22 protein-coding genes and 1 tRNA gene are annotated in these 26984 nt (G+C 37.0%); 15 read left to right on the top strand and 8 right to left on the bottom strand.

All coding sequences use genetic code 11. The features are described 5' to 3' along the window. Nucleotides 1–300: 300 nt before the first annotated feature. Entirely contained in the window at nucleotides 301–1287 is a 987-nt protein-coding gene (locus PN450_RS06285; RefSeq protein WP_271835761.1) for a cyanophycin synthetase, read from the bottom strand. 278 nt (nucleotides 1288–1565) lie between these two features. On the opposite strand from PN450_RS06285, the gene PN450_RS06290 reads away from it, so the two are divergent. Then, complete coding sequence (locus tag PN450_RS06290; protein WP_271835762.1) at nucleotides 1566–1823, top strand: hypothetical protein; 258 nt, start codon at nucleotides 1566–1568, stop codon at nucleotides 1821–1823. A gap of 71 nt (nucleotides 1824–1894) precedes the next feature. On the opposite strand, the gene PN450_RS06295 is transcribed toward PN450_RS06290, so the two are convergent. Then, complete coding sequence (locus PN450_RS06295) at nucleotides 1895–4021, bottom strand: M3 family metallopeptidase (RefSeq protein ID WP_271835763.1); 2127 nt, start codon at nucleotides 4019–4021, stop codon at nucleotides 1895–1897. Between the two features lie 342 nt (nucleotides 4022–4363). Then, nucleotides 4364–4537, bottom strand: a complete 174-nt coding sequence (locus PN450_RS06300; protein WP_168695891.1) for a hypothetical protein — start codon at nucleotides 4535–4537, stop codon at nucleotides 4364–4366. Between the two features lie 291 nt (nucleotides 4538–4828). Between PN450_RS06300 and PN450_RS06305 the strand changes: the two genes are divergently transcribed. Both PN450_RS06305 and PN450_RS06310 read left to right on the top strand, forming a co-directional pair. Continuing rightward, nucleotides 4829–5206: a DUF1823 family protein gene (locus tag PN450_RS06305; RefSeq protein ID WP_015078332.1), complete on the top strand. Its 378-nt coding sequence runs from the start codon at nucleotides 4829–4831 to the stop codon at nucleotides 5204–5206. Between the two features lie 312 nt (nucleotides 5207–5518). Continuing rightward, on the top strand, nucleotides 5519–6562 hold the full coding sequence (locus tag PN450_RS06310; RefSeq protein WP_168651303.1) for a 3-deoxy-7-phosphoheptulonate synthase: 1044 nt from the start codon (nucleotides 5519–5521) through the stop codon (nucleotides 6560–6562). 142 nt (nucleotides 6563–6704) lie between these two features. Here the strand turns inward: PN450_RS06310 and PN450_RS06315 are convergent. Together PN450_RS06315 and PN450_RS06320 are read right to left on the bottom strand one after the other, a co-directional pair. Next, nucleotides 6705–6778 (bottom strand) — tRNA-Arg (locus tag PN450_RS06315). A gap of 357 nt (nucleotides 6779–7135) precedes the next feature. After that, complete coding sequence (locus tag PN450_RS06320; protein WP_271835764.1) at nucleotides 7136–8233, bottom strand: tocopherol cyclase family protein; 1098 nt, start codon at nucleotides 8231–8233, stop codon at nucleotides 7136–7138. A gap of 520 nt (nucleotides 8234–8753) precedes the next feature. Between PN450_RS06320 and PN450_RS06325 the strand changes: the two genes are divergently transcribed. From PN450_RS06325 to PN450_RS06380, 12 genes are all read left to right on the top strand, one after another. Then, nucleotides 8754–10172 carry a sugar transferase gene (locus PN450_RS06325; RefSeq protein WP_271835766.1) on the top strand — a complete coding sequence of 473 codons (1419 nt, stop codon included), beginning with the start codon at nucleotides 8754–8756 and terminating at the stop codon, nucleotides 10170–10172. After that, nucleotides 10169–11146, top strand: coding sequence for a UDP-glucose 4-epimerase GalE (galE, locus tag PN450_RS06330; RefSeq protein ID WP_271835767.1), 978 nt, complete (start codon nucleotides 10169–10171; stop codon nucleotides 11144–11146). The genes PN450_RS06325 and galE overlap by 4 nt, the downstream gene beginning before the upstream one ends. 259 nt (nucleotides 11147–11405) lie before the next feature. After that, a complete protein-coding gene (locus PN450_RS06335; protein WP_271835768.1) occupies nucleotides 11406–13595 on the top strand; it encodes a GumC family protein in 2190 nt (729 codons plus the stop codon). A gap of 262 nt (nucleotides 13596–13857) precedes the next feature. Beyond that, nucleotides 13858–14418, top strand: coding sequence for a Uma2 family endonuclease (locus tag PN450_RS06340; protein WP_271835769.1), 561 nt, complete (start codon nucleotides 13858–13860; stop codon nucleotides 14416–14418). A gap of 159 nt (nucleotides 14419–14577) precedes the next feature. Continuing rightward, nucleotides 14578–15900 (top strand): flippase, encoded by a 1323-nt coding sequence (locus PN450_RS06345; protein WP_271835770.1) that lies wholly within the window; start codon nucleotides 14578–14580, stop codon nucleotides 15898–15900. 109 nt (nucleotides 15901–16009) lie between these two features. Beyond that, nucleotides 16010–16915: a glycosyltransferase family A protein gene (locus tag PN450_RS06350; protein WP_271835771.1), complete on the top strand. Its 906-nt coding sequence runs from the start codon at nucleotides 16010–16012 to the stop codon at nucleotides 16913–16915. Between the two features lie 260 nt (nucleotides 16916–17175). Continuing rightward, on the top strand, nucleotides 17176–18120 hold the full coding sequence (locus tag PN450_RS06355) for a class I SAM-dependent methyltransferase (RefSeq protein WP_271835772.1): 945 nt from the start codon (nucleotides 17176–17178) through the stop codon (nucleotides 18118–18120). A gap of 102 nt (nucleotides 18121–18222) precedes the next feature. Further along, on the top strand, nucleotides 18223–19470 hold the full coding sequence (locus PN450_RS06360; protein ID WP_271835781.1) for a glycosyltransferase family 4 protein: 1248 nt from the start codon (nucleotides 18223–18225) through the stop codon (nucleotides 19468–19470). Between the two features lie 63 nt (nucleotides 19471–19533). After that, on the top strand, nucleotides 19534–20865 hold the full coding sequence (locus tag PN450_RS06365; RefSeq protein ID WP_271835773.1) for an EpsG family protein: 1332 nt from the start codon (nucleotides 19534–19536) through the stop codon (nucleotides 20863–20865). Between the two features lie 273 nt (nucleotides 20866–21138). Further along, entirely contained in the window at nucleotides 21139–21918 is a 780-nt protein-coding gene (locus PN450_RS06370; RefSeq protein WP_271835774.1) for a glycosyltransferase family 2 protein, read from the top strand. 130 nt (nucleotides 21919–22048) lie between these two features. Further along, complete coding sequence (locus PN450_RS06375) at nucleotides 22049–23077, top strand: glycosyltransferase (protein ID WP_271835775.1); 1029 nt, start codon at nucleotides 22049–22051, stop codon at nucleotides 23075–23077. A gap of 58 nt (nucleotides 23078–23135) precedes the next feature. Further along, complete coding sequence (locus PN450_RS06380) at nucleotides 23136–23909, top strand: glycosyltransferase family 2 protein (RefSeq protein ID WP_271835776.1); 774 nt, start codon at nucleotides 23136–23138, stop codon at nucleotides 23907–23909. A gap of 550 nt (nucleotides 23910–24459) precedes the next feature. Here PN450_RS06380 and PN450_RS06390 read toward each other — a convergent pair. From PN450_RS06390 to PN450_RS06400, 3 genes are all read right to left on the bottom strand, one after another. Continuing rightward, a complete protein-coding gene (locus PN450_RS06390) occupies nucleotides 24460–24948 on the bottom strand; it encodes a hypothetical protein (RefSeq protein ID WP_271835777.1) in 489 nt (162 codons plus the stop codon). Continuing rightward, on the bottom strand, nucleotides 24945–26054 hold the full coding sequence (locus tag PN450_RS06395) for an AAA family ATPase (RefSeq protein WP_271835782.1): 1110 nt from the start codon (nucleotides 26052–26054) through the stop codon (nucleotides 24945–24947). The genes PN450_RS06390 and PN450_RS06395 overlap by 4 nt, the downstream gene beginning before the upstream one ends. Nucleotides 26055–26278: 224 nt before the next feature. Next, nucleotides 26279–26839 carry an Npun_F5560 family protein gene (locus tag PN450_RS06400; protein ID WP_148761522.1) on the bottom strand — a complete coding sequence of 187 codons (561 nt, stop codon included), beginning with the start codon at nucleotides 26837–26839 and terminating at the stop codon, nucleotides 26279–26281. Between the last annotated feature and the right edge of the window lie 145 nt (nucleotides 26840–26984).

Below are 26984 nucleotides of genomic sequence, written 5' to 3' on the forward strand. Positions count from 1 at the left end.
GTTTCACTTTATCACACCACGTCCCTTTTAATGCTACTTATTCTCATTAAGCATCTTAATTTTTGAATTGACTTTAGTTATTATGTACTACTTTAAGGGCTTTTTTGATCTGTGACAGTTTGGGGTGCGGAATGTGGGTTAAATATAAACAGATACCCGACTTCTTAAAGAAGTCGGGTATCTATATTAATCGAGGCTGATTTAATGTATTCTTTTGCCAACCCACCTACGCTTTAAATAGGGATTAATCTGATGGAAACTCCAGCAATTTTTCACTCCTATTGCTTTTTTCAGCCAGCCCTAACTATCATTCTCTAGGACTTGGAGAATTTTCAGATAAAACTCTTCCACCCTTTTTGCTGCTACTTCACCACTAGCAGCATAGTGATTTAGACCAGGAGAACCATTGACTTCGATGAGCGTATAATCTACCATCGGCATAGTTATATCATGGGTGAGTATATCCACCCCTGTTAATCTTAATCCCATATCTTTAGTAATGTTAATTGCTAATTTTTGAAAATCAGGATGAATCCTTTCAGAAAAATCTACCGCTTCACCTCCACTGGATAAATTAGCACTATCCAAAAGATAGATAATATTATTATTAGGAATCACACTATTCCAATCAAGATTTTGCGTTTTTAATTTTTGGGAAATGCGAAAATCATCAAATTTAATCACATTTTTTCTCCCCATGGTCAAAAATTTTGCCTGTTTTTGTTGAAGTAACTCTAAAACATTAGATATACCATCACCAACAACAAATAAGGGAATTCTTTGATAAGCGGTAATCACCTCATCATCCAAAACAACAATTCTATAGTCATTACCACTATAAAACTTTTCTACAATCAATCCTGATTTAATTTCAAAGATTTTATGAGCTACATCATAATATTCTGCCTGATTATATACCTTAGTCACCAAAATGCCTTGACTAAGATTCAAAGGTTTAACAATTACTGGAAATCCGATTGATTGTGCATAATTAAATCCATCATCAATATTTCTAGGATGAGCTATTTTCGCACATAACTGATCAGTAAAAAATGTCTTACCCTCCGTTACTCGATATCCAAGCTGCTTGAGGAAAAAATTACTATAGGCTTTATCTTTGACTAACTCGGCTGAAGCAAGACCGTTAATATTCAATTTGGCATAACTAAAAACTGATCTTTTCCCGTTTTTAAAAGTAATATGCCCAACTAATTTATATTCTGGTTCAAGTAAAACTACAGCCCCTATTTGTAATGCTACTTTTTGGATGATTGATGTGATTGACATTTTTATTTTGCAAGATGATCTCAAATGATTGAAGCTTGGTATGGTTTATACCAATATTTCTTGTTTCTATTTAAGTTTAAATACTGAACTAATACAGTATATATTAGTCCGAATTAAATAAAACCAAAGATTGTCAGAAAATAAGTTGTTGCACCAAGTATTGACAATTTTTAAAATATGTAATAACAAGGTGGCATCATCAATAAAAGACGCTAGTAAATCTTTGGTTAAGAGACATACTAACGCCCTTCACTCAAGTTCTTATGCATAAAATAATCATGCCACAAAATACGGATTACAAAAATAGCACTTCAGAAGATCTCACAATTCCTGCGGCAAGAGAAGATAACGCCTACAAAAAAAGGCTGAATGGTTGGGCTGTAGCCCGTATCGTTAGCGAACGGGAAAAAGTTATTGTTTCCCGGTTTCGCAGTCGTTCTGATGCCGAAGGCTATATTCAACACGTCCGTCAGATGATTCCTGATACTGTTTTTGAACTTTTCTTTGATTGTCAACGGGAAGAAGTTGTCGTGTAAATTTACGGAATGGCTGACTGGTGCAAGGGAAAAATTATCTTCCCCAACCTCCCCAACCTCCCCAACCACCCCTACCACCCCTGCTTATCCGAACAGCATTGAGTCAGCAGCCCATTGTGCTTAAGTAAAGCCTTGGTACTGGGTTCTCGTCCCCGGAAGGTTTTAAAGACATCCATGGGATGCTGACTGCCACCTAGTGCTAAAACCGTATCTCGGTAACGTCTGCCAATGGCGTGGATTGCGGCTTCATCTTCTAAGCCCGCTTCTTCAAAAGCAGCAAAAACATCAGCGCTGAGAACCTCAGCCCACTTATAACTATAGTATCCGGCTGCATAACCCCCTTCAAAAATATGACCGAAAGCACATAGAAACGCATCCTCCGGTAATGGTGGTAATACAGTTGTTAACTTAGCAATGCGGTGTCGCAGATCTGTCACGGTTTCCTGACTATTGGGAGAATAGCGGTAGTGTAATTCCAAATCAACACTACTAAAATCTAGTTGCCGCAACATAGTTGAACCGCTCATGTAATTACGTGCTGCCAACAATTTTTGGTAATAATGCTCTGGTAATGATTCCCCTGTTTGATAATGTTTAGCCATACCAAACAAGGTTTGGCGGTCATAGCACCAGTTTTCCATAAATTGGCTCGGTAATTCCACAGCATCCCACTCAACATTATTAATACCTGCTGCTCCCAGATAATCCACCTTAGTCAGCATATGATGTAAGCCATGGCCAAATTCATGGAACAATGTCTCCACCTCATCAAAAGCCATCAAACTCGGATTCCCATCCACAGGGGGAGTTTGGTTACAAATCAAATAAGCTACAGGGAGACGGATAGTAGTCAAATCATTTTCTGTAACTTTCCTCCGGTGAATGCAAGCATCCATCCAAGCCCCACCCCGCTTTTCTGCGGGACGGCTGTAAGCATCTAAGTAAAAATAAGCAATAGGTTCACCATATTTATCAGCAATTTGGAAATAACGCACATCCTCATGCCATATTGGGGCTTGGCCATCAGCCGGTGTCACCGTCACCCCAAAAAGCCTTTTTACTAGCCCAAATAGCCCATCTAGGACTTGAGGGAGGGGAAAATAGGGCAGTAATTCTTCCGCAGTAAAAGCAAATTTTTCTTCCCGTTGCCGTTCAGCCCAAAAGCTAATATCCCAATGTTGTAAATTTTCAGCTTCTGCTGCTCCCTTAGCTTTAGCAAAGGCTTTGAGTTTTTCTAAATCTTTGACAGCAGCATGATAACTAGCTTGACGGAGTTCTTCTAATAGTTTTTCGACAGAGGCAACATCTTTGGCCATCTTACTAGCCAAACTCAGTTCAGCAAAAGTCTCAAAGCCAATTAATTGAGCTAGTTCTTTTCTTAACTCTAAAATACGGATAATCAAAGGATTATTATCTAATTCCCCAGAAGATGCCCTGGTAATATAAGCCTTATAGATTTTTTCCCGTAAATCCCGCCGGGTACTGTGCTGCATGAACGGGAAATAGCTAGGAAAATCTAGAGTAATATGCCACGGTCCATGTTCTGGTGTAGCATTCTCTTCTCCAGCCGCCCGCGCAGCTTGGGCTGCAAGACTCAACAAACTACTTGGTAAGCCATCAATGTCATGGTGGGTGGTGAGAATTAAAATAAAGCCTTTAGTGGCATCTAGAACGTGATTAGCAAATCTAGTCGCTAGTTCTGCTAATTCCATTTGGATATTATTAAACCGTTCTCTGTCTTTTCCTTCTAAACCAACACCAGACAATTCTGCATCTCGAATTGCCGCTTTGATAATTCTCTGTTGGGCTGAATTTAAAGTTTCCCAGGTAGGACTATGGCGAATTGCTTTAAAAGCATTATAAATAGGTTTGCTTTGTCCCAGGATATTCATAAACTGAACTACTTGCGGCTGTACCTTTTCATAGGCAATACGTAGTTCTGGACTATTTTTTACACCCATTAAATGATTTAGGATTCCCCAACTCCAATTTAGCCGTTCTGTCAATTTTTCTAGAGGTTCTACTAAGCCGCTCCAAGTAGGCTCTATATTTGCCTCTAAGTCAGTTAATTGCTTTTCAAGTTCTCCTAACAGATAACTAAAAGCTGGTTCGACTTGCTCCGATTTAATAGCCGCAAATGCGGGTAAACCACAGCTTTGAAGTAGGGGATTCTGATAAATAGTAGCAGTTGCACGCATGGTAATGAGTTAATAGCCGATGAATTAATTGGGAACAACGATTGATTTTTCTTTATATAACTAATAATTTAGCGTTACGACAAAATTTCGCATTGCTAGAATGGCAATCTTACTAAACAGAATACAGAAGTTAAGTAAGTTGGCGTTAAACAATCAACATATGTAACGAAATGTAAATTCGACAAATACCTTATAGATAGGTTATTTAAGGGTTTTTACGAAAAAAATGTATATTGATTTTATCGTGCCGACTTACTTAGGAGATTATGAGCAATTAAGTACAGTTTTATACAATAAATAATTGAATCTACCTCAATTCTTATGCCAGTTATACAAAAAAGTTCATTGTGATAGCGTAGCGTAGTGTGGCGTAAACCATCCTCCTGCAACTTTTAACAACTGAATTCCTGTTTGATAACTGAGATACATCATCCAGAAGCTAAAAGCAGAATTGTAGCAATTATTTTCAAAATAATGACTTTTATTTTGTCGAGTTTTGTGGTGATAATTCACCATAATCAATTTTGAATACTTAATAAAGTTATGAAATTTTGACTTTCTGTTTTGCTGACACTGCGCTAGTGTTGTTAAGTTGTGCTAATACATGAGCAGAACTTAAAACTAAAACAATTGAGTACAAGCAAGGAAGTACAGTATTAGAAGGATGTCTTGCTTATAATGATGCTATTGAAGTTAAGCGTACCTTTGCTAAGTAATATTTTGTGGGTTTGAACACTGATTATATCTGCAAGGACTGGTAATTGGTAAAATTATCATCTGTTACCTGTTCCCTGTTTTCTCAAAATTATGTCTCATCTTCCCCCACTAAATACAGAAACAATTTGGGCAATCATTAATGATAAAATTGATGATGATACTGTAAAAAAATTATTATGGTATCACCTGGGTTATCGCTATAATCCCATTACAGACACATGGACTAATAGTGAAGTAGCACCAACCTGGAGAGATGAATATCCACAACCACCGGATTTTATTGATTCTCGTCCAGCAATTATGAAATTGACTCGTTCTATTCCTCCAGAAAATAAACAGGCTCTCAAAGAAAAACTCGGTTTTAAAGGTTACAAAATTGGTGAATTTGGTCCGCGACAAACTCGCAGAGCCACATCAGCAAATTGGTTATTAAGTTATATGTTAATAACCACTGGTAAAATTGAGTAAAGTTACTATATTTAGTAATTTTCCAAAAATATCCCCTGCTTCTCTAAGGTTGGGGATAGGAGCTTTTTATCTAAATTTCTGGATTAAATTATTGTTTTATGTCCAAATGTTATGGAAATAACACGGACTTATCTTGTATTTTTCTGAAAAACTGTGTATATTAATATATTCAACCCTTGCATAGAGTAATCTGATCTAAATTTGTGCAACTTGTTTTTTTAACAAACTACTTTAGGCTTAAAGAGAATAAAAAACGTTTTCACAGATATTTGAGAATTACTACCGTATAACACAAATCCAGAGATTTCTGCTATGATCCACAAATTAATTAACACTAACATTAAGAGTTCTCATGTTTTACCAACTCCTAATGAAGTGAAGGCAAAATTACCTTTAACGAAAACTGCTGAAAATACAATTTTAAAATTCAGACAAGAAATAGAACATATTCTAGATTTTCAAGACCGACGTAAATTCATTGTCGTCGGTCCTTGTTCAATTCATGATCCAAAAGCAGCCATAGAATATGGAGAAAACTTGCTAGGTTTAGCCGAAAAAGTTCAGGATAAACTGCTGCTAATTATGCGGGTTTATTTTGAAAAACCCCGAACTACAGTAGGCTGGAAAGGATTAATTAATGATCCAAAAATGGATGATTCTTTTCATGTAGAAGAAGGAATTTCAATTGCCAGGAACTTACTATTAAAGTTGACAGAGTTAGGATTACCAACTGCCACAGAAGCACTTGATCCCATCATCCCTCAATATATCAGTGAATTGGTATCTTGGTCAGCAATTGGCGCAAGAACCACCGAATCACAAACACACCGAGAAATGGCCAGTGGTTTATCTATGCCGGTGGGGTTTAAAAATGGTACAGACGGGAATATTCAAGTTGCCGTAAATGCGCTTAAATCAGCGAACACACCCCATCATTTCCTGGGTATCAATCAAAAAGGACAAGTGAGTGTATTTCAAACTAAAGGAAATGCTCATGGCCATGTAATCTTGCGTGGAGGAACTCAGCCTAATTTTGATGCAGAGAACATTAAACTAGTAGAAGAACAATTAAAAGCAGCCAACTTATCACCAAGAATAGTTGTTGATTGTAGTCATGGTAATACCAACAAAGATTATAGATTACAATCCATAGTCTTTGAAAATATTATTCAGCAAATAATAGATGGCAATAATTCCATCGTCGGCATGATGCTAGAATCAAACTTGTACGAAGGTAGCCAACCGATAACCGGAAAACGAGAAGACTTGCAATATGGTGTTTCCGTAACAGATAAATGTATCAATTGGCAAGAAACAGAAAGAATTATTTTAGCTGCTCACGCTAAATTGGAGTAAACCGACAGCATTTTTCATGTATTTACACCGTAAATAGATATACCCCTTCCTTTGCGTCTTTGCTCCTTTGCGTCTCTGCGCGAAACAAAAACAAAATGTAGTTGCGCTTTAATTCCAAGTGCAGCTACATGACAAATACAAATGGGATTGGTGCGGATCGAACGCACGGCCTAGCGCTTAGGAGGCGCTCGCTCTATCCAACTGAGCTACAACCCCAAGAATGAACCAAATATTATCATAGCAGAATTTTTAGCTTAATCAGCAGAAGCCCCACGTCTCACTCTTAGGAGCGTGGGATGAATGCGCGTGAGTTGAGTTGCGTAGCCAGAATTTATTTGAGCGTAGCGAAAACAAAGAAGGCTACAGCGACGAAATGAACAAAATATTGATTTCATGTTATTATAAGAGAGTAGGTGTAGTCCAATTAAATGCTCCAAATGCAGCCTACAAAACAAAAAACAAATCTCAAAACCAAAGAACCGTGGGGCGCACGGTCTTAAAGCTCAGTTAATGTCCTCATAGAGGAGTCACTGAGAAGCCCACGCTCACCCGAAAAGGAGTGTGTGGAGTACGTCACTGAGACTGCCAGTAATGATCCCAATCATCACCACCAACTTCTAAACCGCACAGATTACTACTGGCATTGAGGATAACTTGAGATTTGCTGCCATTAAGTTCTCGCAATTCTAAATTTAGCTCCCCTTGCATAGTATCCCGACAACAAAAATTTAAACCATTGCTTGTCGGTGCGCGCAGAGATGTACCTGGTAACTGGGTAGTTCCTGTCAGTTCAACTTCGTAATTTAGGTTTTTGGCTTGCATTTGCCATCTACCCCAGGGCTGAATTTGCCATTTTACTTCTGAATTCCAAGGAACAAATTCATAAAATTTGCCTTGGTGGTGGATACCAATCATCGCCACTGATTCCATCCACCATAATACACCACGTTTACCGCCACCGGCTGTTAAAGCTAAATCGGGTTGATTAATAAAAGAATTGCAATTTAGCCAAAACCATTTTTGGGGAAAAGCACCACCCCAGTTTTTTTCTGCGTATGCTGGAGCATTTGTAAATTCATAAATTCTACCATGCCAATCAATCCAACCACTGGCTAAACCGTGAGCCATTAAAATTTGCCAGCCGGGTTCAAATATCTGCGAAAATGATAGCCAACCAGCGGTTGATTGCTGAAGACTATTTTGATTTCCCCATGCGTATACGGGTTTAGTTTCGTATTCCCATCGGCAATAATTACCAGTGGCAGGATCTGTAATTATGCCTTGATTTAAGGTGGCTGTGGCTTGATAACCTTCTTGAATATGGTGTGTAAATTCACTGGGGATAAGATACAGGGGGGAAACTTGTAAGTTGGTTTTTCCCCAATGTCCTAATCCTAAAATATCCCGACTCGCCCAAAATTTATTGACATCGGGAAAGGTGCGACAAAGATATTCATCATTTATGCCCAGTATTTGGGCTGCACCGCCGCTGTAGGGCTGATTACCGCTGGGATCTTCGATAGAGTACATGAAGGCGATAGTTTGCTTAATTTCGGGCAGTGTGACGCGGTAATACCAGCCTTCAAAGAAACGACGATGGCTACAGTCCCAATGATAGCCGCTGTGGGGAGTTTGAGTGAAATCGAGGAGGTTTTTAGGAATACTCGGCATAAGGTGTCTTTTTTGCTTACTTTTCAGTATGGGCAATGCGGAGATTTGGGATTAAAATGATTCAGGATGCGATCGCCATATCAAAGCAATCACTAACTTTAATCTTGTGTCTCCCATTAACTCAGCCTTGCTGTATCGTCTTTGTACCGCTTAGTCTAAACTTCAGCAGTGAGAAACTTTACATTTTAGTATCTGCTGTGATTAAATATTTAGTGTTGGGTATATCTATTTAGAATTCACCCACTAACTGTCGCAAAATCCCGCAGTCTATTTAAATTGTATCCATCCGGGAAGAATTGTGAAAGTATCGGGCTGAATATTTTACAAAGCAACAGCGCAACACAACGCTCATGTTGGGTTTCATGCTGATTGATCCGCAAAGCAAAAGTGAACAACCCAACCTACAAATCAAGTCCTTTTCCAATTTTGACAAGGTATTGATGAATTAAAGCTTTTTTCAATTTGGCGAAGGTATTGTTTACAAGTTCATGTTTTTACAAGCAACTTCAAAAAAATACTTATGTTAGAGATAGGATTTGAGACTAATAGAGGCAGCATTCAGTTAGTAAAACTCCCACGCTTTATATCTCTATTCCTGATGATGGGGGATGTCCTTGGCCTATTTGTCTGCTTGGGACTTACTTCTTACTGGACGTTAAATAATCCATTGACAGGATTTGACCCATTTGTCTGCGGATTTATCTTACTGGTTTTAACAGGGATGTATTTGTCAGATACATACCATCCAGAGAAAGAAATTGCAGGTTTACAAGCTCCAAATCGCATTCTCATCAGTAGTGGAATAATTACCCTCATCACTTCATTGGTAATTTATCTATCGGAGAGTTGGGAACAGCATTCAGGAGGGATGAGGGGTATATTGCTAGTTAATCTGGGAATATTTACAATCTGGGCAATCATATTAAGACTATTGGCATTCAATTGGTGGCGATCAAAGTCCCACCAGGGTCGTTGGTTAATGCTAGGATCTGGCAATCATGCGATAAAGTTTGCCCAAATGTTCTTAACACGGAATCCCTTGGGAAGATTAGTTATCCTGACTGAAAATGGCCAACAACTGCCTGAATTAGCAGAAATAGAACCCCAACTAAGTCATGAAGGCTGCCTCAGCGACCTATCTGATTGGAGTCAGCAACCCTTATTAGGGGTGGTAGTAGGGACAAAAATTAGTCTCTCTGATGTACAAGTGCAAAGTTTAATGCAACTACGACTAAAAGGCATCCCTGTTTACCAGTTGCCCGATATTTGGGAAACTTTATGCTACAAACTTCCCTCCTCTCTACTTGAAGATGAGTGGTTTGCTTTTAGTAGTGGCTTTAACCTGGTATTTTGTGGTTTTAGTCTCAAAATCAAGCGGTTTACAGATATAATGCTGACTGGAGTATTATCTGTGCTGCTACTGCCACTCATGGTCATTGTTGGTTTAATCATTAAGTTAGATAGTCCAGGTCCAATTTTCTATAGCCAATTACGAACAGGATTATACGGTAAACCATTTCGGGTTTACAAGTTCCGTTCCATGTATCAGGATGCTGAAAAGAAGGGCGCACAATGGGCAATTCAACGAGATCCACGCATTACCAGGGTGGGATATTGGCTACGAGTTTTGCGAATTGACGAACTACCTCAGATTTGGAATGTGTTATCTGGAGAAATGAGCCTGATTGGTCCTCGTCCAGAGAGGCCAGAGTTTGATGTCAAGCTCAAAGAAGCAATTCCTTATTATGAAATGCGCTATTTAGTCAAACCAGGAATCACAGGTTGGGCGCAGGTACTTTATCCATACGGAGCTTCCCTTGAAGATGCCTATGAAAAGCTGGCTTACGACCTTTACTATATCAAGAACTATTCTTTATGGTTGGATATAGTCATAGTCTTGAAAACCATCAGAGTTGTTTTATTGGGTAAAGGCAGATGAATCAAAAAGTCTTGGTGACAGGAGGTGCAGGCTATATTGGTTCCCACGTCGTGCGTCAACTAGGCGAGGCTGGTTATAATACAGTCGTATATGACAATTGCTCTACGGGTGTACCCCAATCCGTACTCCATGGTGAGCTAATTATTGGCGATTTAGGAGATATAGACCGCCTTTACCAAGTCTTTGGCAAACATCAATTTAGTGCAGTGCTGCACTTTGCAGCTAGTCTAGTTGTACCAGAATCCGTTGCCTATCCCCTCGATTACTACGCAAATAATACACGGAATACTCTGAATTTGCTCCGGTGCTGTAGTGTCATGGGTGTTAACCAATTGATATTTTCTAGTACAGCCGCAGTTTACGGCGAACCCCAAGAAAATCCAGTCACCGAGTCTACTCCTACCCTACCAATTAATCCCTACGGACGCTCCAAACTGATAAGCGAATTCATGATTCAAGACTATGGATTAGCTTCTCGTCTGCGGTATGTAATTCTCCGCTATTTCAACGTCGCCGGAGCCGACCCCGGTGGCAGAATCGGACAAAACTCAAGCAATGCAACTCATTTGATTGCCAATGCCTGTAATGCCGCCCTGAAACGCCAATCAGAATTCAAGATCTTTGGCACTGATTTTCCCACCCCAGATGGTACAGGAATTCGAGATTATATCCATGTTGAAGACTTAGCCGCAGCCCATGTTGATGCATTACGCTATCTGGAACGAGATGGAGAAAGTCAAATTCTCAACTGTGGTTATGGAGAAGGTTATAGTGTCCGGCAAGTTGTGGAACGGGTCAAAGCTATTTCTGGTGTGGATTTTCCCGTAATTGAAGTAGCGCGTCGTCCCGGAGATCCAGCCTGTGTGACTGCTGATGCAGAGAAAATTAAGCAGGTATTGAACTGGCAACCCAAGTATAATAACCTAGACAATATCATCTACAGCTTTCTATCGTGGGAAAAAGGTAAGATATGAACTTCTTTGATTAAATTTCATAGCCTGTAATTTTGCAACCTTTTCAGTTTATCGAATAGGCTGTAAAAAGGATTATTTACTACCTTATCCATTTTCTGCTTTGTTGGGTTTCGCTGTCGCTTAACCCAACCTACAAATCAAGACTTTTTGCGATTTAGACAAGGTATTGCCGGAAATGACTTAATTTTGTGCAAATACATGATCTACAATTTCTACAACACTTAAGTTCTATACTTAGTATATTTTCTTAAATTAATTTATGTCTATTAACCAAGAAGACCAAGATTCCTCTCTTGATATCCAACAATACTGGCTAACATTCAAAAGACATTGGCTGGTGACATCAATTGTCTTTGCCTCTGTCTTAGGAGTCACAGCCTTGCTCACTTACTCAGCAAAACCAGTTTACGAGTCGGAAGGCAAGCTGGTTTTCACCAAAAAAAGTGGGGCTTCCTCACTCGCAGGTCTCTCCCAATCCCTGGGAGAACTGGGCGGATTGACAAACCTCAGTAACCCAGTAGATACCGAATCTGAGATCATCCGCTCCTACCCCATTGTTATAAAAACTATTACCACACTGAATTTGACAAATGATCAAGGCAAACAGATTTCTTTGGAGAACTTTCTCAAAAAACTGAAGCTGAAGACTATCCGAGGAACGGATGTGATCCAGCTTTCTTACAGGAGTACTAATCCGCAAGAAGCAGCAGATGTGGTCAATTCTTTAATGAAATATTATCTGGAGAGTAATATTCGCACTAACCGCACCGAAGCTAGATCCGCGCGAGAATTTTTAGACAAGCAATTACCAGAGGTCGAGAAAAGAGTTACGAAAGCAGAAGTGACCCTGCGTCGCTTTAAAGAAAATAACCGGGTTGTAGCTCTGGATGTAGAAGCCAAAACTGGTTTGGAATCCCTTGGAAAACTGGATGAGGCAATTACCCGCAGCCAAGGCGAATTAGCGGCAGCTTACACTCGCTCTGTGGCTTTGCAGGATAAAATGAAGTCAACTACACAAGAGGCGTTTGATCTCAGTGCATTAAGTCAATCTCCTGGCGTACAGCAGGTACTCACAGAATACCAGAAAACACAATATGACCTAGCAACAGCGCAAACACTTTATACTAGTGATAATCCAAAAGTTGTGAATTTGGTATTGAAAGAGGCATCTCTTAAAAAGTTACTAGAAGAGCGAGTTGCCCAAACCATTGGTAGTTCCAAGTCTCTCCCCCAACAGAACTTGCAGGTAGGAGAACTCAAACAGGCATTAACTCAAGATTTAGTCAAATCAGAGGTGGAAAGGTTAGCCTTAACAAACCAAATCGGAGAATTGCGAAAGGTATTTATAATTAATAGGCGACGTTTGGATAGCTTACCTCGACTGGAACAACAACAGCTACAGCTACAGCGACAGTTATCCGTGGCACAAATCACCTATCAAGAATTTCTGAAGCAATTTCAGTTAGTTCAGGTGCTAGAGAATCAGAATGTAGGTAATTCGCGGATCATCTCTGAGGCTTTAGTTCCTGACCGTCCCGTTTCTCCCAAGATTCCCCTCAACTTAGCACTAGGCGGATTTTTGGGAATCCTCTTAGGTGCGGGAACAGCGCTGCTGTTGGAATCCATGAATCAATCTCTCAAAAATGTTGAAGAAGCGAATCGGCTGTTGGGCTTTCCTTTGCTGGGGACGATTCCCCAATATGGTAAAAAAAATCCAAAAAATCGGCAGGAAGGTCGGCAAGAGTTGCCCTTGTTGGATAACCCCTATTCACCAGTTACTACATCTTTTGAAATGCTCCAGACTAATTTAGGCTTTACCCTATCTGACAAAGAATTACGGGTAATTTTGCTCACTAGTTCAACCCCTGAAGAAGGTAAATCTTTTGTGGCAGCAAATTTAGCCCTAGCCGCAGCCCACGTAGGACAACGAGTGCTGTTAGTGGATGCCGATATGCGCCGTCCCCGTCAGCACCGCGTTTGGGAAATACCCAATTTATTGGGACTAAGCAATATCTTAGCTGGTCAGACACAGTTAAAAAATGCTGTCCAGGAGGTATCTCCCCAGGTGAATATGTTGCCAGCCGGAAAAATTCCGCCTAGCCCAGTCGCACTTTTGGATTCCCAGCGCATGGCTGACTTGATTGCAGAAGCAAGGAATGATTATGATTTTGTCATCATTGACACACCACCCTTGACTGCTGTTACTGATCCACTGATTGTTGGTAAGTATGTGGATGGATTATTGCTGGTTGTCCGTCCTGGCAAGGTGGAATATTCAGCGGTGAAGTCATCGAAATTATTACTTAATCATGGGAAAGTGCCTATTTTGGGAATGGTAGTGAATGGTATTAGTGAGGAAAGTAGTTATGGTGGGTATTATTATCAGAGAGGTTATTACGGTGAGAAAGTAGATAGTAAGGGGAAGTTTTCTCAGGCCAATCTGCGGTAAGACTTGACTTTATTTCCCGCTCATGTAATATTAACCTACTAAGATGTAGAGTTTTTTGGTTAGTGCAAATACAGTTTGCACCGCTAAGAAATTAACTAAAATTATTCGTTTTTTAGGAGTTGAGCTTTGATGGTCTTTTGATCTCAGTTCCTCCCTCGCCACCTACTCGTAACTGGGAAGGCTGAAGTAGGGGAAAGCTATGTCTAAATTATGGTATAATTATCAAAACGATGTCGACTAAGGGCTACAATAATCATCCTTTATGACCATCAGCGCCATAAAATATCTCACATTGCAGGAGTTTCTGATGCTACCGGAAACAAAGCCAGCATCAGAGTTCTTGGGTAGGGAAATTATTCAAAAACCTATGCCGAAAGGAAGACACAGCCGACTGCAAGGGAAACTTAGTGGCGAAATTAATTTGGTGAGTGAATCTGAAAAAATTGCCTATGCTTTCCCTGAACTCAGGTGTAGCTTTGGTAATCGCTCAATTGTTCCCGATATAGCAGTTTTTACATGGGAACATATTCCTTTCCTTAGTAGTGGAGAAGTCCCAGATAGATTTGAACTAGCTCCCGATTGGGTAATTGAGATTCTTTCTCCTGAACAGAAATCAAATAAAGTGATTGGCAATATCTTGTATTGTATGGAGCATGGGTGTAAATTAGGATGGTTTCTTGATCCTGATGATTTAAGTATTCTAGTATTTTTGTGCGATCGCCAACCAATACTAATGGAAAAAACCGATATTCTGCCTGTATTGGCAGGAATAGAGTTAAAATTAACTGTTGATGATGTATTTGGCTGGTTGAGAATGGCTTAACTAAGCAATACCTTGTTTTAGGAGTTGAGCTTTGATAGTCTTTTGATCTCAGTTCCTCCCTCGCCACCTACTCGTAACTGGGAAGGTTGAGGTAGGGGAAAGCTATGTCTAATTAAATTTACCTATCCGTACAAAGATGCTCAGAATGAAAATTTGCTTATGCTAGGTAAATTCAATCTTAATAAGAAAATATCACTTCTCAAATCTAGTGAAAAAGTACGGAGTATTATTGCTAATACAGGGTGGCTTTTTGCAGACCGTATCCTTCGCATGGGTGTGGGGTTATTTGTAGGTGTCTGGGTCGCTCGCTACTTAGGAGTAGAACAGTTTGGAGTTTTTAACTACGCTACTGCTTTTGTAGCCCTATTCAGTACCCTTTCTACTCTCGGTTTAGATGCCATAGTAGTCCGCTCTATTGTGCGTGAACCTGAAAAGAGGTTGCAAATTTTAGGGACAGCATTCTGGCTCAAATTGATTGGTGGAATTGCGGCTTTAGTATTAGCAGTTAGCTCTATTATTGTGCTGCGTCATGATGACCAATTAACTATTTCTTTAGTAGCAATTTTGGCATCTGTAGGAATTTTTCAGGCTTTTGACACCATTGATCTGTGGTTTCAGTCTCAGGTACAGTCTAAGTACACTGTAATTGCTAAGAACGCAGCTTTTGTCATTATTTCTTTAGTTAAAGTCGCTCTCATCAGTATCCATGCTCCATTAATTGCTTTTGCTTGGACAGCATTAGGAGAGGTAGGCTTAGGTGCGATCGGTTTGATGATATCCTACAAAATTAGGGGTTACTCACCTTGGTTGTGGCCTTGGAGTCTACTACTAGCTAAAACACTTCTCAAGGAAAGTTGGCCTTTAATTTTGTCTGGTTTAACGATCATGATTTACATGAGAATTGACCAGATCATGCTAGGGCAAATGGTTGGTGATAAAGCTGTGGGTATTTACTCAGCAGCAACACGTATTTCTGAGGTTTGGTATTTCATTCCCATGGCGATCGCTTCTTCAGTATCTCCAGCAATTTATGCTGCTAAAGAAGTAAGTGAATCCCTGTATTATCGCCGAATAGAACAGTTTTTGCGCTTGTTATCTTTACTCTCTATTGTCGTCGCTGTGCCAATGTCATTTCTGTCTGGAACGATTATTACGACATTATTTGGTAAAAGCTATGAAGCATCAGCACCTATATTGGCAATTCATATTTGGGCTTCTTTATTTGTATTTATGGGGGTGGGAACATCATCCTGGTTTGTTGCGGAAGGTTTAAATCAATTTGCTCTCCGCAGGACGATTGTAGGAGCAATTACCAATGTGATTTTAAATATATTCTTGATCCCTACCTATGGTGGAGTTGGTGCTGCTATAGCTACTGTCATATCTCAAGCGATGGCTTCTTTTTTAAGTAATGCCACCCATCCCAAAACCAGAAAAATATTTAATCTTCAGGTTAAATCTCTTATACCCTTTAATTGGTAAATTTGTTGTAATATATAATGGTTTTGACTGCTATTTAATTCCTAAACTGGGTTTAAAATTCAGTAGATATTCAAAATTCAAACCAGATGCCTATATAAATAAAATAACTATGAAAACACCAGTTGCCTTTATCATATTTAACCGCCCAGATACTACTAAGAGAGTATTTGAAGCCATCCGTCAGGCTAAACCTCCCAAACTTTTAGTTGTTGCTGATGGACCTCGTGCAGACCGTCCGGGAGAAGCAGAAAAGTGTGCTGCTGCGCGGGCAATTATTGACGGTGTGGATTGGGAATGCGAAGTATTGACCAACTATTCAGATGTTAATTTAGGATGTAAACTCAGAGTTTCCAGTGGATTAGACTGGGTATTTTCTGAGTTTGAAGAAGCTATTATCCTTGAAGATGATTGTCTTCCTCATCCTAGTTTCTTTCCTTTTTGTGAAGAACTTTTAGAGCGTTATCGAGATGATACAAGAATTGCTATTATTTCTGGACAGAATAATCTATTGGGTTACAGAAGCAGCTCATATAGTTATTACTTTTCAAAATATCCATACATTTGGGGTTGGGCAACTTGGAGAAGATCATGGAAGTATTATGATTCAAAGATGAGCTTGTGGACAGAAATTAAAAATGGCAATTGGCTGGAAAATATTCTGCCAAGTAAGAAATCGGTAAAATACTGGGAAAAAATATTCCAAAATACTTATGATGGGAAAGTCGGAACATGGGACTATCAATGGACATTTGCTTGTTTAATCAACAACTTTCTTAGCATCATATCTAATGTGAACCTTGTATCCAATATCGGATTTGGTCAATCTTCTACACATACTAAAGATAGTGATAATAAACTCTCTAATTTGCCTACTCAGGAAGTTAATTTTCCTTTAGTACATCCGCCTTTTATGATCAACGATAGAAAAGCTGATATTCTGGCAGATGAAACTGTATTTGGTACGCCATTAATTGACAGGGTAAAGCGAAAAATAAAAAAAATCATTTCCAAGTGAAAAGCATCTTATCAATACAAATAACTTAATCTTAGGGACTTCCAATTAAAAAAATACCCAAAAATTTATTGTGGTGCGAGCATCTTGCCCGCTAATCATCAAAGGTGGGCAGAATGCCCATACCACAAAATTGGATAATTTATTTTTTGGTGATAAATACCAAATACCAGTAAGGCTATAACTCAAATTGTTGAAAAAATTGCTCCGCATATTCAACGAAAGCTAGAATCACAAGGTTTTAATAAAGGCAGATGAATCAAATGATGGAAATTACTTGCCCTCTGAGCAAAAGCACTAAGCTAAATCTAATCGAAGAAGTTACAACTAAAGATTTAAATAAACAATATCAGAAAATGTTGGGATCTGATATATCTAAAGAGTTTGGTCAAACAGAAAAAATAGGTTTGTATCATTGTTTAGACTCAGATTTAAGATTTTTCTATCCGACTATTACGGCCTCAGAATCTTTTTATGAGAAATTACAGAAATTTGACTGGTACTATCTAGATGAAAAAGAAGAGTATAACTATGCTAGTCAATATATTAAATCCTCTCATTCAGTCTTAGAGATTGGATCTGGAAAGGGGGCTTTTGCACAAAAAATTGCTAGTCAAAACTATGTAGGTTTGGAATTTAGCCAAACAGCAATGGAGTTGGCAAAGCAAAATAAAATAACCATACTTAATCAGTCAATACAGCAACACTCTGTTAATTTTCCTGAAACCTATGATATAGTGTGTGCTTTTCAAGTTCTTGAACACATAGGTGATATAGCTTCTTTCATAGAAGCAAGTCTTAAATGCTTAAAACCTGGAGGATTGCTTATTTATTCAATTCCTAGTGCTGATTCATTTATTTCTTTAGCTAAAAACAATATTTTGAATATGCCCCCGCATCATGTAACTTGGTGGTCAGATAAATCTTTAGAATATATCGGTCAAAAGTATAATTTAAAAATCATTGAACTTCACCATGAGAAGCTTTCTGATATTCATAAAAGATGGTATGCCTCGACTCTAGCATCTATATCTCTATATGAATTACTGAATATTTCCAAAGGTAATATGTTAATAGAAAAAAGATTAATTCATAAAATCTTGTCTAAATTAGCAAGTTTAATAGGAAGAATGTTAGTTTTAGGTCTTAAAGACGATAGAGTTTTACCTTGTGGACATTCTGTTACATCTGTATATCAGAAATTATGATAAACGATTGCTTGTCTTGCACCAGGAAGAGATTTGGATGAGCGAGGAGTTTAATCAACCTTTACCGAATAAATTTTGGACAAATGATCAGTTAATATAATGATTAAACCAATATTAATTAGTGCTAGTGATATTAGTGGAGGAGCCGCCCGTGCTACTTATCGTTTGCACCAAGGCTTACAGAGTATAAATGTAGATTCCCAAATGCTTGTACAAAATAAGCAAAGTGATGATTACACAGTAATTGCTCCAGAAAGCAAAGTAAATAAAGGTATTGGCAAATTAAAACCCACTCTCGATAGTCTACCATTACAAATTTACTCCCAGCGCGATCGCTCTACCTATTCCGTTCAATGGCTACCAGATCGATTAGCTGCACAAGTAGCTCAAATTAATCCCGACGTGATTAATTTACACTGGATTAATGGTGGCTATTTAAAAATAGAGACAATTGCTAAGTTCAACAAACCCATTGTTTGGACGCTCCATGATATGTGGGCATTTACTGGAGGTTGTCATTATAACGGAGATTGCATGAGTTACACAAACTCCTGTGGTGCGTGTCCCCAACTGCATAGTAATAAAGAAAAAGACTTATCACGCTGGATTTGGAAGCGCAAAGTAAGGGCATGGCAAAACTTAAATCTAACTATAGTTACTCCTAGTCATTGGCTGGCTAAATGTGCAGCTTCTAGCTCTTTACTAAAAGATACAAGAATTGAAGTTATTCCTAATGGACTGGATACGACACAGTATAAACCACTTGAAAAATCTGTAGCACGGTCTATTCTCGGTTTACCTGAAGATAAGCAACTGATTCTATTTGGAGCTATGAGTGCAACAAGCGATCCCAGAAAAGGGTTTAATTTTCTACAATCAGCTTTACAAAAGCTCAGTCAATCTGGGTGGGGGGAGCAAGTAGAATTGGTTGTATTTGGATCTTCTCAACCTAAAAATCCTACTAAACTTGGCTTTAAATCACATTATTTAGGTAGATTAAATGATGATATTTCCCTCTCCTTAGTCTACGCAGCAGCAGATGTATTTCTTGCTCCTTCTGTGCAAGATAATTTGCCAAACACAGTTATGGAGTCTTTAGCTTGCGGGACTCCTTGCGTAGCTTTTGATATTGGCGGAATGCCTGATATGATAGAATATCAACAAAATGGCTACCTGGCTAAACCTTTTAATGTAGAAGACTTAGCCAGAGGAATTGCTTGGGTACTGGAGGATGAAGAAAGATTACAGAAGTTAGGAAGTAATGGTCGTGAAAAAGTTGAGCAGAACTTTACTTTAGAAATACAAGCTAACAATTATCTATCAGTTTATCAAAACATAAGGGAAAAGTGAAATTTTATTCACCCCATAAGTTTCGCTATCACCATATAATACTTTCTACTAACTTATAAGAAAATGAATGGATTACAATTATTATTCTGCATTCCAATTCTTTACTTTTATCCAGTTTTATATCCACCTGTTGCCTGCTTTGCTGCTATTTTCTCGAAAAATAAGAAATACGTAGATTACATATCTCTATTTCTCATCTTCTCCGCATCTGTTGTAAGTTCGCTTATAGGAGCAACAATTATACCTTTTAGTGATACGATTGAATACATAGAATCATTCCAGGAATCTCTATCATCATTTGATATTAGCCAGTTATATTTAAAGGGAAAGATGGAGCCACTATATCAAATATATGAATATTGTTTAGCTGTTTTAATTAGTGATAATGAAAAACTTTTTCTCTTAGTAAATGCTTTAATATTTAATATAATCTCAACTATAGCAATTTTAAGAATATGCGCTAGATTAAACCAATTAGATGTGGCATATATAATTATCAGTATATATTACGCGCTAGTTGCACCTGCTATGGGTGTTCCATTATTCTTGATCAGATCTTGTTTGTCATTATCCATCTTATTAATGGGTATTAGTTTTTACAAGCAAAACCATGTAATATGTTATTTACTTGCTATAATAGCTACTTTCATGCATTATTATAGTGGTTTGTTTCTTGTTATTTTAATATTTAAAGATTTATTCCCAAAGACTAATAAAAACAATAAATTTATCCGATTCTTCAATAATCGTTATTACAGAGTTAGTTTTGTAATAACCTTGTTATTGATAATTTTCATAACTCAAATTAATCCCAACTTGTTAAACTCAACTTTATCTATAATTTTGTTACCTTTTTATCAAAGTGGATTTTTAGCTTCTGAAAAAGCAGCTATATTTTTTGATAATCAAACAGAAATTACAAATTTTGTAGACTTATACAACCCTGTATTTGTATTGCAAATAGCATTAAGTTTATTGTGCTTTTTAGAAATAAGGGAAGATTTATTTTATCCAGATCAAGATAATTATCAACACACGATTCTTGTTGATAATTTAGAATATTTGCAATATTTAAGAATGATTGGCAAGTTTCAACTGATAGTTATTATTATAACCCTCCCATTTTCTATTCTACCTTACAGGTTAGGACTATTTAATTTCTTATATTTTCCGTTGTGGTTGCTGAATATTCCATTTTTATCTATATCTAAGCAGTTTAGCAGTTATAAAAGGTATTTGTTAATTTTGGCTTTTATATCTGTATTTTCTTTCACATTTTACAGAATTCCTAAGATTCAGAGCGCTGACAACACAGCTAAAAAAGAGAGTACCATTGTACTTGAGGGGAAACCGCTAAATTATAACCTCATTAAATTGATTGAGTATTTTTATTAGACATCAATCTATGTTAAAACCATGTATATTAAGTTTTCAGAGGGAACAGGGAACGGGCAACACTATGGCTTACGCCACGCTTCGCTATCGACAAGCTCAGTGCATCGCAGGCAACAGGAAAAACTCATGTTTAAAAACATGAGATTGAAATAATGACACTGTTTTTTTTCGGGCTACTCATCTTTTAAAAACATCTTTTTTTTGACTGAGCTTTAAACTCAGCAAATGAGTGTTTCTTATCTGTTCCCTGTTCCCTTCTTTTGTAATTAGTTTATGAATAATTGTCTAGTTTCAATAGTCACTATATCCAGGAATAATCTTGTCGGTTTATCCGAGACATTAAGATCAGTAAAAGAACAAGATTATGAAACGATACAGCACATTATCATAGATGGTGATTCCAGTGATGGTACTAAAGAATTTTTGCAGTCGTACCAACACTCTAAAATTTTTACTTATGTTTCAGAAAAAGATAATGGTATATCAAGTGCTTTTAATAAAGGTATAGACAGAAGTGTTGGGAATTTAATATTTTTCTTGAATTCTGGAGACGTACTTACTTCAGAGAAAGTTATTTCTGAGGTAGTTGCTAGCTATTTAGAAAACAAGTGGCAGTTTGCAGTTGGCTCTATAGTATCATCAGATTATACTTTCAAAGAAGTATTGTACAATCCACCAAAACTGTCGGCAAAATTTCTGAGCTATTTTATGTTTTTGCCTCATCAAGCTGTTTTTTGCGAAACTTCTCTTCACAATCATTATAAATTTGATGAATCTATCAAAACCTCTATGGATTATGATGTATTTCTCAGAATGCTAAAAGGGATAAAAATATTTTATCTCCCTATAATAGTTGCAAAATTTCAACCTGGAGGCATTTCTAGTCAATCACAAAAAAGAATTAGTGAGCAATCTAATATACGTCTTAAATATGCAAATAATAATGGTGACAAATTAATAATAAGTATGGTAAATAAATTAATAATGCTGAAAGATTTACTCAAGATCAACTCTCCATTTATAGTCAGTAAATATAAAGATGAAAATTTATAGACTTCTAAGTTTAGATATGTAAAAATGGAACTAATGTATACAATTTAAAAAAACTATGCTCCTAGTCAGCTTAAAATATTCTCCCGTCTATTCATCCCATATGTATGCTCTATACTGTGCAGGCAAAGAGTTGAACATTCCTATTAGATTTTTGTGTCATAATAAGTATTTTTCATTCCTAATTGAAAAAGGTGTTAATCCCTCGGATATTATTTCTTATATCCCACAAAAAAATGGCTTTTTATATGAGTTCTTAAGAAAAGAATGGAGACAAAATTTAAGCATTATTGCCGAAAATAGTCCAATAAATTGTTTAGTAATGAATCCTCATCCGGCTAATGCTCTTTTCTTAAAAGATTATGCAAATTATGTTAGAGGCAAGAGATTTCTATGGTTACATGAACCACATAAAACTTTTTCAGATCTGTTTCACTTTGGAGTTAGTAAGGGAATTTACATTTTTATAGCCATGATTATAGGTCGATGGTCTGTAAGAAATATAGAACACTGTCTTCTACCTTCTAAATATGCGTTGAAGATTTTTAAAAAAAATTATCCTCAAATGGCTGGTAAATGTAGTTTGCTACCATTAATGTTTCCAATGGCAAATACTGATATCAAAGAAAGGATTTATTTTAGTTATGTAGGGCATATTGCTAAAGAAAAAGGCATTATTCCCTTTTTAGAGCTTGTAGAATACTGCCTAAATCACAAAATGCAATTTCAGTTTCAAATTATCAGTTCTAATCTTTATGGACATTTACTAGCTCGGGCAAAAAAATGCGAGGGACTAAATCTGAAAATCATTGCTAAAGACTATATAACAGACCAAGAAATTGCCGAAAGTATTGCGTCGAGTTATGCAATTTTATGTCTTTACCTAAGTAGCACACAAAGTGCAGTCTTTGCAAATGCAATGATGCAAGAAACACCAGTAATAGCATCTAAATGTGGTTCGCTACCTGATGTGATTGTTGATGGCAAAACTGGTTACTTTGTTGAGGATGTCTATGATCATGCTAACAATATAAAAATACTTGAAATTTGTATTTTGAAAGCCAATTATCATAAAAAATATTGCCTTGAAGAATTCCACAATAATTACTCCATAGATGCACTCAAACCAAACTTATTACGAGTTATAAATATGGATATATAGGACTGATGGTCTATTATAACTTAACATCCTGATTTAACTCTTTTAGCAAATACCACTTATGCTTACAATTAGCGCCTCACTAGTCTTATATAAAAATAATCCTGATATGATTTATAAGACAGTATTATCTACTATCAATACACCATTAAAGATTAACTTGTGTGTTGTTGACAACTCACCCTCTCCAGATTTGGAAACGGTATTCCAAGATTTAGAAAACGTTGACTATTATAACAATGGTGACAATGTAGGCTTTGGTAAAGCCCATAACATAGCTATTTCTAAATGTGGAGTGTCTGATTACCATCTTGTGCTTAACCCAGACATCTATTTTGATGAAAATGTCATACCACAACTAATAGATTATTTAGAAACTAATCAAGAAGTTGGTCTAATTCAACCCAAAATATTTTTCCCTAGTGGTGAGACACAATATCTTTGTAAACGCTATCCAACATTATTTGCTCTGTTCGCTAGACGGTTTATTCCTAAGCCATTACATTTTCTTCTAAAACCCTATCTGGACTGGTATGAAATGCGCGATATGGGTTACAATAAGATAGCGGAAGTTTTGTATTTATCTGGATGCTTCATGCTCTTTCGTAAAAAGTATTTAGATGAAATTGGATATTTTGATGAAAACATATTTATGTACTTTGAAGATGCAGATATAACTCTGAGAATGGCTAAAAAGTACAAAACTGTATTTTATCCTCATGTACATATTTTTCATCACTGGGCAAAAGGTTCATATAAATCCCTGAAGTTAACAATAATTAATATTCAATCGGCAATTTACTTTTTCAAAAAACATGGCTGGAAACTATTCTAAAAAATCTCAATAGAAGACTATATATAATACGAAGTTAAAATAAACTAAGTTCAACCGATTTTCCCAAACAAGGTTTATAGATAGTGGTTTATAGATAGTATAGATTCTAGCAATCTGAAATTAACGGTTAAAATTCAACTTATTCCGTCTTATTTATAACCACCTATCAAACGGCAAATCAGCAATTATAAAATATCAGCAAATGACCAAGAAAGCCCTAATCACTGGATTAGCTTGTGCTTTTAACTTTGTTGAGTTAAACTGGCAAGATTACATTGTCGTTGGTTTATCCTGCTTTTTACCGACCGGATGAATCAGTTCAATTATTGGGTAACATTGATAAAATTCACAACCAATTAGGTTGGAAACCCCAATATTCCTTATTTTTTTTAGAGGAAGATATTAAATTTCTCTTTTTTTAGGCTTTTTCTTAGCAGTGTAACTATTAGACATCTCCAGAAAAGAATGTAGAGACGTTCCATGGAACGTCTCTACAAGGGTTGTAAGTCACGCATATTTAATTTTCACCAGATGTCTATTGTTTCTTGGTTTAATTTGGAAACAGAAATGGTTTAACAGATAAAATCATCCGTTCTAACTCAGTTTTATTATGTATGAGAAGACGATGTTCCCATAATTTATGATTGTTTTCCGCGCAATCTATAGCCAGAGATTCTCCAATAGTCTCAAAATTCTTTTGAATATCCCTTTTAAGACTCTCTGGATTAGATTGTACACCTAAAACAAATACTCTATTTTTTATATCATCTGGAATATAACTTTCTACGAAATTTAATCTATCTTCACATTCATCAAAATCAATAATTAATAGGATATTTCTCTGTGGATATTGTCGCATGGCTTTGATATGATCATTTGTGAATTTATCTACAGCTTTTTTCCAACCATCAGCAATTGGTAGGATTTGAATAGCCCGATTATTCACATTCAAATTTTGAATAAATCCATTAATAATCTGACGATTAGCATCATCTTCAGGTAAAATTAACAGATGTGGTTTATTCTTATTTATACTCATAATTCTATATCACCACAAATCAAAGAATTAATCAAATCGCCAGTAACAGGTATATCACTAAGCAATCTAATTAAAGTTGGTTCTAAGTGACTTTTTCTATCCAGAATAAAGGTGTTTTCATTGGAGAATTTTCTAATTGCTTCAGGGTTATGAGAAGTTACTAAAATTTGGCCACTATCCTTAAATGAACGTCTCAGAGATGTGATAAAATGACCTACTTCTGAGATAGAGAGATAGTTGTCAGGTTCATCCCAAAAGCAAAAAACTGACCCATAAAATTTATTAGCTGCTAATACCACAGCACAAAGAAAAAAGCATTTTTCACCATCTGATAAATCTTGAAAGTTAACATTCAAGGTTGCATTATTTTCAGCAAATCTCACAATTAAACTTTTGAACTCTTTACCGATAAGTTCATTCAAGAAATCTTGAAAATCGGGCATAACTTCCCGTAAATATTTATCAACGTCTCTATAGGCCGCAGGATATCTACCAAGTAAACCAGAAAACCATTCCCCAATATTTGCACCATCTCTGTTTGGTTGTAAAGTTTCTCCGTGGGAATCTCCAGTCATTAAACTAGGAATTGGTGCTAGAATAATTATATGAGCAAGCCAATTTTTGAAAGTATGAAGTGGATCTGTTTCTGATTGCTCCTGAATAACTGGAAGGGCTACTAAATGCCAATCTACTAAAAACTGAGATTCACGATTTTGTGAACTACTATAAATAGTAACTTGTGCTTCTTTCCGAGAGTAAATTGGATTTCCTGCAACTAAAAGTTGTTCTTCAAAAACTCGCAATTCTTTAAATTTTTCTGGCAACTCCAAGGACAAGATGTATTTATATAATTTCTCCTCAAGTAATACTTCTATTTCCCAGCGAATGGGAACATCATACCTGCCACGAGTAAAATCTTTAGACTTGACAAGTTGACCAACTCTATTTATGCCTCTACCAATAGATTGAAATACCTCTAATGCGGTTGCAATAGTTGATTTACCTGTACCATTTTTTCCAATCAAGAGAGCAGATGACATCTCCTTCATGGTTAGTTCAAAGTTTTCTAAACATCTGAAGTTGTGTACATATAGTCTTTGGAGCATAATCAAATAATTTCCCGGAATGGCAAGTGAAAGAACTTTTTGATGAGATATACCAATTATAGGTTCAGATACCTGACCTCGTAGAAAAATCAAAACCTGAAACCCTTATCTGTTATTCCTTCTAATCTTATTCAGCAAGCCCTAACTAAAGTCCGCAGTACCTCAAAAAAAGATAGGTACTGCGGAATAAAAATTTTGATTTAATTCAAATACAGTCACAAATTTTAGACATTTTGGGCAGCAGGTAAACTATCGGTTGTAACTTCCGAACGAGGAAAAGTAGGTAAATCAATACCGCCATGATTTGTGTAGCGGTTTTTAAGTGCTAAACGATAACTCACACTTTGCAATTCGGCTTGCAATTGGCGATTTTCTCGTTGTAGGATTGTGACCTTGTCTCGCACTGGTGTCATGCGTTCCTCAAACTTACGACGGTAAATTTGGGGTAATTCCTGTACTACCTGCTCTAACATTCGACTACGATCAGTTAGTTCTTGTACAGACTGTCTTAATTGGTAAATCTCCGTATCACGATTCGTAATTTGCTCTTGATAGAACGTCACCTGCTGTTCGACGGCTTGAATTTGATCTCTTAAAGCCTGCAATTGACTCAAATCTATCTCTGGCTCAGATTTTGGCGGTGTAAAGTTAGTATTACCCTTAACTAGCCGGAATAGTTCTTGAGATAACTGTTGAACTAATTGATCTCGCAGTTGCAAGTCTTGGCGCAACTGCGAGATTTCGGTGGACAGTTCTTGGATGTTTGGTATATCAGATTGGCTCACAGTCACTTAAAGCTCTTACTTAATATATATAGTTAATTTTTCACTTGCGCCGATTATATCACATAGGTCGCAGTTCGAGTGAAATAATTGAGCGATTTTTAGTAATTTCCTGATGTCGCAGTATGACGCAGGCCATACTGCTGAA

It is taken from the genome of Dolichospermum lemmermannii CS-548 (assembly GCF_028330815.1).
Lineage (GTDB): Bacteria > Cyanobacteriota > Cyanobacteriia > Cyanobacteriales > Nostocaceae > Dolichospermum > Dolichospermum lemmermannii.